Source organism: Mesorhizobium sp. M6A.T.Cr.TU.017.01.1.1 (assembly GCF_004023115.1).
GTDB lineage: Bacteria > Pseudomonadota > Alphaproteobacteria > Rhizobiales > Rhizobiaceae > Mesorhizobium > Mesorhizobium mediterraneum.
Genome location: NZ_RZTA01000003.1, coordinates 93,138 through 106,400, shown reverse-complemented (window position 1 = coordinate 106,400; position 13,263 = coordinate 93,138). Strand labels below are relative to the sequence as shown.

Sequence of the window (13,263 nt, the reverse complement as noted above, 5' to 3'; positions counted from 1 at the left end):
TTCGGGTGATACGACTTTCGAATTCGCCTTACCGGAGGTGATAGGACTTGTGCTTTTTCGCGTCAATTAATAAATTTACGCATGAAAACAGATGAATTTGTTCGTAAACTTTCGACTTGCGGTTGCACGCTGGCGCGCCGTATGTAGGGACCGGGCTAGCGCTGGAGCGGCGCGAGGGATTTGATGTCGATGACACACAAGACGATGGAGGATTTCGCCCGCTCTTGCGGCGTCTCCAGGCCAACGCTGTCGAAATATTTCGATGATCCGACCAGTGTCAAGCCGGCGACACGGCAGCGGATCGAGGTTGCGCTGCGCGCGTCCGACTACCAGCCCAATCTCTTTGCGCGCAACCTGAACCGAAAGCGGACCCGCAGCATCGGCATCGTGGTGCCGACGGTCGCCGATCCCTTCTATTCCGAAATGGTCAGCCGCATCGAACTCAGGCTGCGCGATGAGGGCTACTGGCCGATCGTGATCTCCTCGCATGGCTCGCGCGAGCTCGAAGTGGAAGCGACACGAACCATTCTTTCGCTGAAAGTTTCCGGCGCGTTGATTGCGCCGCTTGGGCTGCGTTCGGACCACCGCACGCTGGAGAAGCTTACACAGGCGATCCCAATCGTCTATTTCGATACCTATCTCGAAGGCAGCACGCCGTTCGTCGGCAACAACAATGCCCAGAGCGTCTCGACGATCGTCGAGTATCTCACCCGCTCCGGCGACGCGCCGGTCTATTTCGACATCCCGCATGTCAACCACAACTCGCCAGAACGAGTGAACAGCTATGTCGCCACCATGCAGCGGCTCGGCCATGAGCCAGTCATCATCGGCAATACCGAAGACTATACTTGGGATTTCGAGCGGATCGGCTACGAGCAGATGGAAAAGATGCTCGGCAATGGTGGCCTGCCGGGAAAGACCATCCTGTGCGCCAACGACCGTCTCGCCTTCGGCGTGATGGCTGCCGCCTATTCGCAAGGCCGCAAAGTCGGTCGCAGAGGCGATTGCGACCTGCGGGTCGCGGCCCATGATGATCATCCGCTAAGCCGCTATACCTGTCCTGCCCTCACCACCATGGCGCAGGATTTCGCGTCCATGGCGGGACGCAGCGTCGAGACGCTGCTGACCTTGCTGGACGAGGACGACGCGGCAGTTGCCCCCAAGGTCAGTCTCGACGCGACTCTGGTCATGCGTCAGTCGGCCTGAGCGTTCCAAAGGCAGGATCGAAGCCGCGCCATGCGGCAACCGCTGCGCCAACCGCTTGCCTCGCCGCCGGGCCGTGGCGGCCCATCGAGACGAAGCTGTGTATCTGGCCGGGCGAGCGCCGCAGCACGACCCGCACGCCGTCATCCACCAGACGCTTGGCATAAGCCTCGCCTTCGTCGGCGAGGATGTCATGACCGGCGATTGCGACAAAAGCCGGCGCTATGCCGGCAAGGCTTGCGGCCTTGAGCGGCGACACGCGCCAGTCGTCGATATCGCCGGCATCCCTGATATAGTGTTCGCGGAACCAGGCCATGGTCGCCGATGTCAGACCGTAGCCCTCGGCAAAGCGGCGATAGCTGTCTGCCGCCTGCGAGGCGTCCGTGTTCGGATAGAACAGCAGTTGCGCGGTCGGCGGGTTCTTGTCGCCGCGCGCAAGCAGGCAAAGCACGGTGGCGAGATTGCCGCCGGCGCTGTCGCCGGCGACAGCGATCCTTCCTGCATCGATGCCGAGATCGCCCGCGCCGTTCTGCATGAAAGAAAGTGCAGCGCGGCAGTCCTCGATCGCCGCCGGAAATTTGTGCTCCGGCGCCAGCCGGTAGTCGGGCGAGACGACGGCGCACGCCGCCATATTGGCAAACCACCGGCAGATCTCGTCATGCGACTCGAGATTGCCGATCACCCAGCCGCCGCCATGCAGATAGAGCAGCGCCGGGGCAGCGGCCCCGACCGCGCCCTGTCCGCGATAGATCCTGAGCGTCAACGAGCCGCAAGGGCCGGCGATGGTGCGCTCGGTCAGTGAGCCGACCGGCTTGCGCTCGCCCTGGAGTGCCGGAAAGTCCTGCTCATAGGCGCGGCGCGCCTCTTCAGGCGTGCCGCTTTCGAACGGCGGGGCTGCCGCTTCTCGCCCAAGGTCGAGCACATGCCGGGCCTCTGGATCGAGCAGGGGCGAAAGCGAGGTCGTCATCGTAAGTGTCCTCCGATATCAGGCAAGCAGGCTGGCCGCTTCGTCCTCCTGGAGGAGCGGTGGCTGACCGACCGTTGCGTTGACGGCGACGGACTCGCGGCTCTCTCCCGAAGCGAGGATCGCCTCCATGATCTCCAGCACATGCAGCGCAAGGTCGCCGGACGCCCGCGGCCTTCTTCCTGATATCAGCGCGCGCGAAAGATCGGCAACGCCGAGCATGCGGTAATTCGCGCGGTCGGGCGCGGCGAAGGGCCAATTGCGCGCGCCGTAGAGTTCGCTGTCACTGGGAAAATCGGCCCAGTCGGCCCCACGTTCCGACAGCGAGACGGTGCCGCCGAACGTATCCGGATCGGGCAGCCTGAGCGAGCCTTCGGTCCCATGCAACTCGATCGGATGATTGGAGTGCCTGAAGACGTCCCACGAGGCACCGAAGGTGACGGTGGCGCCCGAGCGAAACTCCAGCAGCGACAGGACGTTGGTCGGCGTGCCGACCTTGAAGCTGGTGTTCCTGTAAGGGCCTTCGGCGGTGATCAACCGCTCTTCCTGGCCCCGCGTTGCCATCGCCATCACGCGAGCCACCGGCCCGAGCAAATTGACCAGCATCGTCAGGTAATAGGGGCCCATGTCGAAGACCGGTCCGCCGCCGGGCTGGTAGTAGAATTGCGGATTGGGATGCCAGTGCTCCATGCCACGCCCCATCATGAAGGCAGTGCCGGTCACCGCGCGGCCGATCGCGCCGTCGTCCATGAGGCGGCGTGCCCGCCGTCCGGCGGCGCCGAGGAAGGTGTCCGGAGCCGAGCCCAGCAGCAGCCCGCGCTCCGTCGCCTCGGTGACAAGGCGGCGGCCGTCTCTAGCCGAGGTCGCCAGCGGTTTTTGGGTGAAGACGTGCTTTCCCGCCGAAAGCGCCGAAAACGAGATGTCGAAATGCGCCGCCGGGATGGTCAGATTGAGGACGAGATCGATTTCGGGATCGGCCAGAAGCGCATCGACGCTGACTGCCCGGATGCCATATTCGCTGGCACGCAGGGCCGCCATATCGGGCGATATATCGGCGCAGGCGCGCAGTTCCACCTCACCGAACAGAGCCGCATTGCGCAAATAAGTCATCGAGATGTTGCCGCACCCGACTACGCCGATGCCGAGCTTAGCTCCTGATTGTCCTCGCATTTTTTTTCTACCTCCCAACGCCGTGAATCATTGCACCGGCAACGGATCACATTCGAAAGCCGCTTTACAGCATTTTAAATCTTGACGCGCGTAAAATTTTTCTGGAACATGCGCAAATGCTGGCTGGGGAGGCTGCCAGCGCAAGGAGGAGAGAAAATGACTGACATCAAAAAAGGGCCGGTCTCCGGCTCGAAGCCGGTTGCGCATGTGACGATCGCCGACCGCCGGCAGTTTCTCATTGGCAGCGCCGGACTGCTGGGCGCGGCAACACTTGGGCTGAGCACCGGGCTGGGCGTTCGCCGGGCTCGCGCACAGTCGCGCGCCGAAATCAGTTTCGCCAGTGCCGCCTTCTTCGGCAAGGAGACTTTCGGCGACCTGATCAAGGCCTTCAACGAATCGCAGGACCGCATTCTGGTCAAGAACATCGAGCTGCCGCCGCCGAGTTCCTCGACGGAGGTCTATCAGGGCCTTGTCCAGCAGCTTGCCCGGCGCACCGGCACGCCCGACGTCTTCAGTCAGGACGTGATCTGGATCGCCGGCTTCGCCGCCGCCGGCTGGGCGCTGCCGCTCGACGAGTACTTTCCGGCGGACAAGCGCAGCGCCTACTTCTCCGGAACCCTCAACGCCTGTACCTATGACGGAAAGCTGACCGCCCTGCCCTGGTTCATGGATTCGGGCATGTTCTATTACCGCAAGGACATGCTGGAAAAGCATGGCGGCAAGGTGCCGGAAAACTGGGCCGACATGGCGACCATCGCCGCCGCCGCGCAGAAGGCCGGCGATGTCGACTTCGGCTATCTCTGGCAAGGTAAGCAGGCCGAGGTTCTGGTCTGTGACGCGGTCGAGATCATCACCTCCAACAACGGCGCGATCCTTGCGCCCGACGGCAAGTCGTCGCTGATCAACCAGAAGGCGGCGGTCGACGCGATCCAGTTCCTGCACGACAGCATCAACGGGACCAAGATCAGCCCGCAGGACGTCCTATCCTGGGACGAGGAGCCCTCGCGTCAGCCATTCACCTCGGGCAAGGCGATGTTCATGCGCAACTGGTCCTACGTCTATCCGATCGCCCAGGACGCCAAGGCCTCCCAGGTGGTGGACAAGGTTGGCGTAGCACCATTGCCGTCTTTCCCCGGCGGCAAGAGCTCGGCCTGTCTCGGCGGCTATCAGCTCGGCGTCAACGCCAACTCCAAGCAGCGCGAAGCCGCGATCGAGTTGCTGACATGGCTGTCGTCGACCGAAACCCAGCACCGCATCGCCCTAAACTTCGGCCTCGCGCCGACGCGCCCGGCGCTGTTCCAGGACGAGAAGATCAAGACCGAACAGCCGTTCATGGCGAGCCTCGAGAACGTGTTCACCGGCGCCACCGCCCGACCGATCACACCCGAATACGCCAAGGTGACGCTGGCCTTGCAGTCCGGCATCTCCAAGGCGCTGGTCTCGGGCAATGTCCAGGCCGAGATGGACGCGCTGGCGGCGCAAATCGACCAGATCGCCGGCTGAACCGATGACCGCGGCGGCCACTGTTTCTGGCATTGGCCGGCCGCGGCTTGGCAAGGCGCTTCCGGGCGCTGTCTGGGCCTTGCTCCTGCTGACGCCGGCCTTCGTGTCGCTGGCGTCGGTTTCCTTCTACCCGATCATCAACGGGCTTTATCTCTCGCTCACCAACACCTCGCTGATCACCCAAGAGAACGAGTTCTCGGGTTTCTCCAACTATGTGCAGCTATGGGGCGACGCTCAATTCTGGAATGCCTGGTGGCACACGATGTGGTTCACCACGGCATCTACGATACTGGAGACGGTCATCGGGCTCGGCATGGCGCTCATCCTGTGCGAGGCCTTCAAAGGACGCGGCCTGGTTCGCGCCGCCATGCTGGTTCCCTGGGCGATGCCCACGGTGGTCACCTCGAAAATGTTCGGCTGGCTGTTCGACGGTCAGAACGGCATCATCAATTATATCCTGCTTCATGCCGGGCTGATCGACCAGAACATCAACTGGTACGGCTCTCCCGACACCGCGATGACCACCATCATCATCGCCGATGTCTGGAAGACGACGCCGTTCATGGCGCTCCTGCTTTTGACCGGGCTGCAGACGGTGCCCAATTCGCTGATCGAGGCGGCGCGCATGGATGGTGCGAAAGGCTGGATCACCTTCTGGTACATCCGCCTGCCGCTGCTCATGCCGACCTTGCTGATTGCCGGCCTGTTTCGCGCGCTCGACGCGTTTCGCGTCTTCGACCTCGTCTATGTGCTGACCGGCGGCGGTCCGGCCGATTCGACCGAGACGCTGTCGACACTGTCCTACAAGGTGCTCTTCTCGACGCTGCAATTCGGCTATGGCTCAGCCGTTTCGACGGCCATGTTCGTCACCGAGGGCATCATCGCACTGGCGTTTTGCCTCTATCTCATCAGGCAGATCAGGAGGGCGCAATGAAGGACACGCGCTCACCGCTGCAGACCATAGCCATCTATCTCGGCGCGCTGCTGATCCTGGTCTGGTCCGGCGGCCCGTTCATCTGGCAGTTCTCGACATCGTTCCAGCTCGACAAAGCGCTGACCTCGGGCTCTCCATCGCTGATCCCCGCGCCCTTCACGCTTGAGCACTACTACAACGCCTTCATCGAGAAGGATTTACACCGCTATGTCTGGAATTCGCTGGTGGTCTCGCTGGCCACGACATTCCTGTGCCTCTTCGTCGGGTCGCTGGCCGCCTTCGCGCTGTCCAGACTGAACGTCAAGGGCCGCTTCGGCATATTGATGGTCATCCTTTCGGTGTCGATGTTCCCACAGATCGCGCTGGTCGGGCCGCTCTATCTGGTGGCGACCAATCTCGGCCTGCTCGATACCTATACGGCGCTGATCATAACCTACCTCGCGCTCGGGCTGCCGCTCGTCACCTGGGTGCTGTTCGGCTATTTCGAGACGCTGCCGCGCGAGATCGACGAAGCGGCGCGCATGGACGGCGTCAGCGTTCCCGGCCTGCTCTGGCACATCATCCTGCCGATGTCGCTGCCGAGCCTGGTGACGACCGGCCTGCTCGCCTTCATCACCGCCTGGAACGAGTTCCTGTTCGCTCTCGCCTTCACCTCCAACATCGATCGCCAGACGATCCCTGTCGGCATCGCCAACTTCACCAACCTCTATTATGTGCCCTGGGGCGACATCGCCGCAGCTTCGGCGGTCGTCACCGTTCCTTTGATCGTGCTGGTGCTATTCTTCCAGCGACACATCATCGAAGGGCTGACCCAAGGTGGCATCAAAGAATGAGCGGCATCAAGGAATGAAAGGACGATCGTGAAAGACCTGAAAGTCGGCTGCCAGACCTTTACCTGGGAAATGCTCGGAGACCGGTTTTCCGGTGGCCCCGACGATCTCTTGAAGGCGATCGCCGATGGCGGTTATGCCGGCATCGAGATCACCGACACGATGATCGGCCGCTATGTCGACAGGCCGGCGGAATTCGCCACGGCACTGAAGTCGGCCGGCCTCACCCTGGTTTCCTTCGCCTTCGGCTCGGAAAGCGGCTTCACGCTGAAGGAGAAGATCGGCACCGACCTCGAGACCGCCAAGCGCTGGATCGACTTCGCCGCCGCCTTTCCAGGCGCGCTGGTTTCGATGGGCTCGGCTACCGTCGTGTCCGACGGCCCGCGCGACGACAAATTCGCCATCGCGGCCGACGTCTACAACAAGGCCGGCGAACTCGGGCGCAGGGCCGGCGTCAATGTCACCGTCCATCCGAGTTCCCATCACAACACGCTGCTCTTTGACCGTGCCGATTATGACCGGATTTTCGGGCTGGTCGATCCGTTGCTCGTCGGCTGGGTGCCCGACACCGGCCACATATTGCGCGGCCACGCTGATATGGCGGATACGCTCACCACCTATCGCGACCGCATCCGCTATGTGCATCTGAAGGACGTCGACGCCAGCGGTACATGGGCTATGCTCGGCAAGGGTGTCTGCGACACGGCAAAGGTGATCGACATCGCCGGTGCCGCGCCCAACTTCAACGGCTGGCTGGTGCTGGAGGAGGAATCCGAGACCGCTGCCGCCGATCCAGCGGCCGCCGTCAAGACCAACCGCCAGACCATGCGCGGCTACGGCGCGTGAGGAAGAGACCATGATCCTGAAGCAAGACCGTCGCCTTCGTGTCGGCGTGCTCGGCTGCGGGCCGATCGCGCAATTCGCCCATCTCGAATCCTGCGTGAAGGCCAGTAATGCCGACCTCTATGCGATCTGCGATGCCGCCCCCGATCTCTTGGCGCGCATGGGCGCGACCTATGAACCCGAAAAGATGTATGGCGATTACGATGAGATGCTCGCCGACCCGCAACTGGAGGCGGTGATCGTCGCGACCTCGGACGCCTATCACGTTCCGATGTCGATCAAGGCGCTCGAGGCCGGCAAGCACGTGCTGTGCGAGAAGCCGATCGGCGTCTCGGTCGAGGAAGGCGAGATGCTCGCCGATGCGGTCAGGCGCTCCGGCAAGGTGCTGCAGGTCGGCCATATGAAGCGCTTCGATCCGGCGCTGGAAGCGGCGCGCGATTTCGTCCGCGACGAGATGGGCGAAATCCTGGCGCTGAAGGCCTGGTATTGCGATTCCACCCATCGCTACACCAACACTGATGCGGTCCAGCCGCTTCCCGTCACCAGCAAGCTGGCAAGGAAACCTGGCGGCAATCCGAAAGCCGATCTCAGGCAGTATTTCATGCTCGCGCACGGCTCGCACCTCGTCGACACGGCGCGCTTCCTGTGCGGCGAGATCGTCGCCGTGCGTGCCCGCCTCAACGAGCGTTTCGGCGCCTATTGCTGGTTCGTCGAAACGGAGTTCGCCAACGGCGCGCTTGGCCATCTCGATCTCACCGTGGCCGTCCGCATGGACTGGCACGAGGGTTTTCAGCTCTATGGCGAGAACGGCTCGGTGATCGCGAAGACCTTCAATCCCTGGTATTTCCGGGCGAGCGAGGTTGATATTTTTCACGAGAAGGATGCGACATCACGAAAGCCGCTGGGCGCCGACGGGCATTTCTTCAGGCGCCAGCTCGAAGGCCTCGCGGAGACAGTCCTTGACGACAAGCCGATGCGCGGCGCCAACGTCGAGGACGGGCTTGCCTCGATCCGCGCCATGGTGGCGATCGCACGTTCGGTCGAAACCGGTGATCGCGTCGAGATCGCCAGCGTGACGGGAGCGGTCTGATGCAGATCGGGGTGTTCGCCAAGACCTTCCCGGGGCGTGAGCCGGCCGGCGTGCTGGCGGCGGTGCGCGACGCCGGATTTGCCGTCACCCAGTTCAACCTAGCCTGCGCCGGCCTGCCGTCCATGCCGGATGCGGTCCCTGACGACGCCATCAGCGCCATCGCGGCCGCGTCGAATGCTTTCGGCATCGCCTTGGTGGCGCTCTCGGGCACCTACAACATGGCCCATCCAGACAGGACTGTGCGCGACGACGGCCTGCGCCGGCTTGGCGTGATCATCAAGGCTGCGGCAGACCTTTCCGTTCCCTTGGTCACGCTATGCACGGGAACGCGCAACGCGGACGATCAGTGGGCGTATCACCCCGACAATGCCGACCCTGAGGCATGGGACGACATGGCGAGCGAGGTGGAAAAGGCGCTTGATCTTGCGGAGCGCCACGGTGTCGATCTCGGCATCGAGCCCGAACAGGCCAACATCGTCACCTCGGCGTCGGATGCGATGCGCCTCATTGCAGAGATGGACTCTAAACGGCTGCGCATCGTGCTCGATCCGGCGAACCTGTTTGAGCAGGCGAGCCCCGACGAAGCACGCGCCATCGTAGCCGCTGCGGTCGAGACCACGGCCGGCCATGTCGCCATGGCCCACGCGAAGGACCGCTTTGCCGACGGCCGCTTCGCCACCGCCGGGCAAGGTGTCGTCAATTTCCCGGATTTTGTCGCCCGGCTAAAAGTATCAGGCTTTGACGGGGCGCTGGTCACGCACGGCCTTTCGGCTGACGAAGCGCCCGGGGTTGCCCGCTTCCTGAAGGGGCTGACCTGATGGCTCGCCCGGCCGCTCTGCTTCGCGACGACGCCGCGCTTCAAGTCTCCGACCATGGCGACGGGCTTGCCGTCGTCTTTCAGCACGGGCTGGGCGGTGGCGAGGCGCAGGTCGCCCAGGCTTTCCCCCCCGGGCCGGGATTGCGGCGCATCACGCTGGAATGCCGCGGACACGGCGCCTCTGGACTGGGCACCAGCCGTCCGTTTTCCCTGGAGATGTTCGCGGACGATGTTGTTGCCGCCGCCGATCAGGCCGGCCTCGATCGTTTCGTTGCGGGCGGCATTTCCATGGGCGCCGCGATCGCCTTGCGCCTTGCCTGCCGCCATCCGGACCGCGTCGCCGGCCTGCTGCTCGTGCGCCCGGCCTGGATTTTCGACAGCGCGCCGGCGAACCTGCGGCCGATCGCCGAGGTTGCCGGCCTCATCCTCGACCTCGGCCCCGAGAAGGCCAGGACGATCTTCACGCAATCGAAAACCGCCGCGCGCCTGAAGCGCGAAGCACCCGACAACCTTGCCTCGCTGTTCGGCTATTTCGACCGGCCGGATGCTGCGCCATTCGCGCAGGTCCTCACCGACATTGCCGCCGACGGCCCAGGTGTTTCGGCGAACAACGCCGCTGCCCTTGGCATCCCCACGCTGGTCATCGGCAACGCCATGGATGCGGTGCATCCGCTGCCGGCTGCGCGCACGCTTGCCGCGGCGATTCCCGGTGCAACCTTTGCGGAAATCTCACCCAAGGCGCTCGACAGCGGCCGGCATTTCGCCGAGCTGCAGGCTGAGATCACGACCTTCCTTCACGCTCACTTCAACTTCCGGAGCCTCGTTCCGTCATGACCATCAAATCCCTGTCCGGCCCCGCTGCTATCGCCGCCTTGCCACGCAACCGGCTGCTCGGCGAGTTTTCGCTGTGGTCGGCCGATCTTGCTAATATGGAGCGCGACCTGAAGCGCATAGAACCTCATGTCGACCTGCATCATATCGACGTCGCAGACGCCCGCTTCACCCCCGGCTTCCTGTTCTTTCCTGATCTGGTGTCGCGGATCGCCGGGCTGACGGCAAAGCCGATCCATGTGCACCTGATGGTCGAAGCAGAGATCGTCGAGGAGCAGACGCGCCAGTTCATCGAGGCCGGCGCCGACCTGGTCAGTGTCCATGCCGAAAACGGCGAAGCCGGCCTGCGCGCCGTGCGGCTGGCGCATGATCTCGGCGCCGAGGCCGGTGTGGTGCTCAGGCTGGAAACGCCGGTCGCTGCGGTCACGCCTTTCCTGTCGCAAGTCGCGTTCGTGACGCTTCTCGGCACATCCATCGGGGTCAAGGGCCAGAGCCTTTCCGACCAGGCCTGCCCACGCCTGTTAGAGGCGCGCACGCTGATGCGGCAAGCCGGCCGTGAAACCGACATCATCCTGGCTGCCGACGGCGGCATCCGCCACGAGACGGTGCCGCGCTTGCGCGCCGCCGGGGCCGAGACGGTGGTGCTCGGATCGCTGGCATTCGGCGACCCCGACCTCGCGCAACGCATGGCCTGGCTGCATGGGCTGAAGGTCGCCGCCTGATGACAAGACTAGCCCTCGCCTTCGATCTCGGCGGAACGGAGCTGCGCGGCGCGCTAGTCGAGAGCGGCGGCCGCGTTGTCGCGCAAGTTTCGGCGCCGACGATGGCGATCGCGGGATCCGATGCGGTGATCGGCCAGATCATTGCACTGGCCGGGGCTCTTCTGACACAGCGCCCACAGGCGGATGTCGTCGGCATCGGCATCGGCGCGCCGGGGCCGCTTGATCCCAAGGCCGGCATCGTGATCGCCCCGCCGACCCTGGCCGGCTGGCACGACGTGCCGTTGATCGACATTCTCGGCCGGCAATTCGGCCTGCCGGTGCGGCTGGAGAACGACGCCAATGCGGCGGCTCTCGGCGAATGGCGCCTCGGCGCCGGCCGTGGCAGCGGCTCGCTGGTGTTCGTCACCGTGTCGACCGGCATTGGCGGCGGCGTGGTTGCCGACGGCCATATCTATCACGGCCGGCGCGGTCTGGCGGCCGAGATCGGCCACATGACCATCACCGGCGAGGGCGATCGCTGCTTCTGCGGCGCTGTCGGCTGTTTCGAGGCGGTCGCCTCCGGAACCGCGCTCGGGCGGCGCGCCACGGCGCTGACAGCGCCGGGCGATGGCTCCCTGCTCAGGCGCCTTTCGGCTGACGGCGACGTTTCGGCCAGGCACGTCGTCGACGCCGCGCGTGCCGGCGATATCAGTGCGCTCGAATTGATCGAGGCGGAAGCGAAGTGGCTCGGCATCGGCTTCACCAACCTGCTTCACCTCTATTCGCCGGACCTGATCGTCATGGGCGGCGGCCTCGCCAACGGTTTCGACCTGTTGGCTCCAACCATCAGGGCAACCGTCGAGCAGCGGGCCATGCCGGCCTACCGGGATGTGCCGATCGTGCCGGCACAGCTCGGCGACCGCGCAGGACTGATCGGCGCGGCCAGCCTGATCCTGTGGGAGGGCGAACCGGGCGCCCCACTGGCGATGGCGCAGGACGACGACAACGAACACGGCGCGACCGAACGTGCCGATGCCAGGGAGACAAGCCATGGCTGAGCTCAAGCTGCGTGGTGCGCGCAAGTCCTACGGATCCGTCGAGATCATCAAGGGCCTTGACCTGGACGTCGAGGACCGCGAATTTGTCGTCTTCGTTGGCCCGTCCGGCTGCGGCAAGTCCACGCTGCTGCGCATGATCGCCGGCCTGGAAAAGATCACCGCCGGCGATTTGCTGATCGATGGCGTGCGGGCCAACGACATCGATCCGTCCGAGCGGGGGCTCGCCATGGTGTTCCAGTCCTACGCGCTCTATCCGCACATGACGGTGGCCGAGAATATGGGCTTTGCACTGAAGATCGCCGGTGTTTCCGCCGCGGAAAAGGAACGCAAGGTGCGAGAGGCAGCCGAGGTGCTGCAGCTTTCGCATCTTCTCGACCGGCGGCCGAAGGCGCTGTCGGGCGGCCAGCGCCAACGTGTCGCCATCGGCCGCGCCATCGTGCGCAATCCCAAAGTTTTCCTGTTCGACGAGCCGCTGTCCAATCTCGACGCCGCCTTGCGGGTCAGCATGCGGCTTGAGCTGATGCGCCTGCATGAACATCTGGCCGCGACGATGATCTATGTCACCCACGACCAGACCGAGGCCATGACCATGGCCGACAAGATCGTCGTGCTGAACGGCGGCAACATCGAGCAAGTCGGTTCGCCGCTCGATCTTTATAACAAGCCGGCAAACATCTTCGTCGCCGGCTTTATCGGCTCGCCGAAGATGAACCTGCTGAGGCTGAAAGTGGCCGCGACTGGTCCCAAAGGCGTCTCCGTCACATTGCCGGACGGCTCGGCCTTGTCCGTGCCAGTTGCGGCGGGCGCAACCCGACCCGGCGACGAGTTGCTGCTCGGCATACGGCCGGAGCATCTCCGCATCTCTGCCAACGGACAGTTCAAGGGGCAAGCCGTGCTGGCGGAGCGGCTGGGCAGCCTGACAATACTGCATGTCGAGGTCGCGCCCGATGTCACCCTGGTGGTGCAGGCCGAAGGTGGCGACACCACGCGGCTGCACAGCCCCATCGCGCTCGATATTTCTCCCGCGGTCTGCCATCTGTTTCGTATGGATGGCCCGGCGCTGGCCTCGCTGTCTTGAGTTGAATCCCCGACATTCGGGAGACGTTGGCGGGACAGCGCCAGCGCCTGTCCTTCATCGCCGCGTTCTTCCTCCCTTTCCCTGCTGCGCTGCAGCACATCAAAAGCCGCTGCATACCATTTTAAATCTTGACGCGTGTCAAATTTTTCTAAAACATGCGGAAATGCTGACAGGCATCGGTCAGCGCTCTGGGAGGAGAAATGCCTGACGAAAAGTGGCCCGAACCGGGCGCGGAACCCGC

Annotated in this window: 13 protein-coding genes; 11 read left to right on the top strand and 2 right to left on the bottom strand. The window is 63.9% G+C overall.

Annotated features, from left to right (window positions below):
- The first annotated feature begins 180 nt into the window (after positions 1-180).
- The gene (locus EOB36_RS01905; RefSeq protein WP_128284155.1) at positions 181-1,206 is read left to right on the top strand and encodes a LacI family DNA-binding transcriptional regulator; all 1,026 of its coding nucleotides are present in this window, start codon (positions 181-183) and stop codon (positions 1,204-1,206) included.
- Here EOB36_RS01905 and EOB36_RS01900 read toward each other — a convergent pair.
- Entirely contained in the window at positions 1,187-2,170 is a 984-nt protein-coding gene (locus tag EOB36_RS01900; protein ID WP_128284154.1) for an alpha/beta hydrolase, read from the bottom strand. The two genes, EOB36_RS01905 and EOB36_RS01900, sit on opposite strands and share 20 nt — an antisense overlap.
- An 18-nt stretch (positions 2,171-2,188) precedes the next feature.
- A complete protein-coding gene (locus EOB36_RS01895; RefSeq protein WP_128284153.1) occupies positions 2,189-3,337 on the bottom strand; it encodes a Gfo/Idh/MocA family oxidoreductase in 1,149 nt (382 codons plus the stop codon).
- A gap of 156 nt (positions 3,338-3,493) precedes the next feature.
- Here EOB36_RS01895 and EOB36_RS01890 point away from each other — a divergent pair, with 156 nt between their 5' ends.
- From EOB36_RS01890 to ugpC, 10 genes are all read left to right on the top strand, one after another.
- A complete protein-coding gene (locus EOB36_RS01890; protein WP_128284152.1) occupies positions 3,494-4,840 on the top strand; it encodes an ABC transporter substrate-binding protein in 1,347 nt (448 codons plus the stop codon).
- A gap of 4 nt (positions 4,841-4,844) precedes the next feature.
- Positions 4,845-5,774, top strand: coding sequence for a sugar ABC transporter permease (locus tag EOB36_RS01885; RefSeq protein WP_128284151.1), 930 nt, complete (start codon positions 4,845-4,847; stop codon positions 5,772-5,774).
- Entirely contained in the window at positions 5,771-6,607 is an 837-nt protein-coding gene (locus EOB36_RS01880; protein WP_128284150.1) for a carbohydrate ABC transporter permease, read from the top strand. The genes EOB36_RS01885 and EOB36_RS01880 overlap by 4 nt, the downstream gene beginning before the upstream one ends.
- Positions 6,608-6,676: 69 nt before the next feature.
- Positions 6,677-7,450, top strand: a complete 774-nt coding sequence (locus EOB36_RS01875; RefSeq protein ID WP_128284164.1) for a sugar phosphate isomerase/epimerase — start codon at positions 6,677-6,679, stop codon at positions 7,448-7,450.
- Positions 7,451-7,460: 10 nt separating this feature from the next.
- Positions 7,461-8,537: a Gfo/Idh/MocA family oxidoreductase gene (locus tag EOB36_RS01870; RefSeq protein ID WP_128284149.1), complete on the top strand. Its 1,077-nt coding sequence runs from the start codon at positions 7,461-7,463 to the stop codon at positions 8,535-8,537.
- Positions 8,537-9,355, top strand: coding sequence for a sugar phosphate isomerase/epimerase (locus tag EOB36_RS01865; RefSeq protein WP_128284148.1), 819 nt, complete (start codon positions 8,537-8,539; stop codon positions 9,353-9,355). Before EOB36_RS01870 ends, EOB36_RS01865 begins: the two co-directional genes overlap by 1 nt.
- The gene (locus EOB36_RS01860; RefSeq protein WP_128284147.1) at positions 9,355-10,188 is read left to right on the top strand and encodes an alpha/beta hydrolase; all 834 of its coding nucleotides are present in this window, start codon (positions 9,355-9,357) and stop codon (positions 10,186-10,188) included. Before EOB36_RS01865 ends, EOB36_RS01860 begins: the two co-directional genes overlap by 1 nt.
- On the top strand, positions 10,185-10,907 hold the full coding sequence (locus tag EOB36_RS01855; protein WP_127288461.1) for a ribulose-phosphate 3-epimerase: 723 nt from the start codon (positions 10,185-10,187) through the stop codon (positions 10,905-10,907). Before EOB36_RS01860 ends, EOB36_RS01855 begins: the two co-directional genes overlap by 4 nt.
- On the top strand, positions 10,907-11,944 hold the full coding sequence (locus EOB36_RS01850) for an ROK family protein (RefSeq protein ID WP_095487078.1): 1,038 nt from the start codon (positions 10,907-10,909) through the stop codon (positions 11,942-11,944). Before EOB36_RS01855 ends, EOB36_RS01850 begins: the two co-directional genes overlap by 1 nt.
- The gene (gene ugpC / locus EOB36_RS01845) at positions 11,937-13,022 is read left to right on the top strand and encodes a sn-glycerol-3-phosphate ABC transporter ATP-binding protein UgpC (RefSeq protein ID WP_128284146.1); all 1,086 of its coding nucleotides are present in this window, start codon (positions 11,937-11,939) and stop codon (positions 13,020-13,022) included. The genes EOB36_RS01850 and ugpC overlap by 8 nt, the downstream gene beginning before the upstream one ends.
- Positions 13,023-13,263 lie beyond the last annotated feature (241 nt).

Coding starts and splice junctions, on each gene's coding strand:
- EOB36_RS01855 (WP_127288461.1), top strand. CDS start 10,185: ATGACCATCAAATCCCTGTCCGGCCCCGCTGCTATCGCCGCCTTGCCA.
- EOB36_RS01865 (WP_128284148.1), top strand. CDS start 8,537: ATGCAGATCGGGGTGTTCGCCAAGACCTTCCCGGGGCGTGAGCCGGCC.
- EOB36_RS01875 (WP_128284164.1), top strand. CDS start 6,677: ATGCTCGGAGACCGGTTTTCCGGTGGCCCCGACGATCTCTTGAAGGCG.
- EOB36_RS01850 (WP_095487078.1), top strand. CDS start 10,907: ATGACAAGACTAGCCCTCGCCTTCGATCTCGGCGGAACGGAGCTGCGC.
- EOB36_RS01885 (WP_128284151.1), top strand. CDS start 4,845: ATGACCGCGGCGGCCACTGTTTCTGGCATTGGCCGGCCGCGGCTTGGC.
- ugpC (WP_128284146.1), top strand. CDS start 11,937: ATGGCTGAGCTCAAGCTGCGTGGTGCGCGCAAGTCCTACGGATCCGTC.
- EOB36_RS01880 (WP_128284150.1), top strand. CDS start 5,771: ATGAAGGACACGCGCTCACCGCTGCAGACCATAGCCATCTATCTCGGC.
- EOB36_RS01895 (WP_128284153.1), bottom strand. CDS start 3,337: ATGCGAGGACAATCAGGAGCTAAGCTCGGCATCGGCGTAGTCGGGTGC.
- EOB36_RS01870 (WP_128284149.1), top strand. CDS start 7,461: ATGATCCTGAAGCAAGACCGTCGCCTTCGTGTCGGCGTGCTCGGCTGC.
- EOB36_RS01860 (WP_128284147.1), top strand. CDS start 9,355: ATGGCTCGCCCGGCCGCTCTGCTTCGCGACGACGCCGCGCTTCAAGTC.
- EOB36_RS01890 (WP_128284152.1), top strand. CDS start 3,494: ATGACTGACATCAAAAAAGGGCCGGTCTCCGGCTCGAAGCCGGTTGCG.
- EOB36_RS01900 (WP_128284154.1), bottom strand. CDS start 2,170: ATGACGACCTCGCTTTCGCCCCTGCTCGATCCAGAGGCCCGGCATGTG.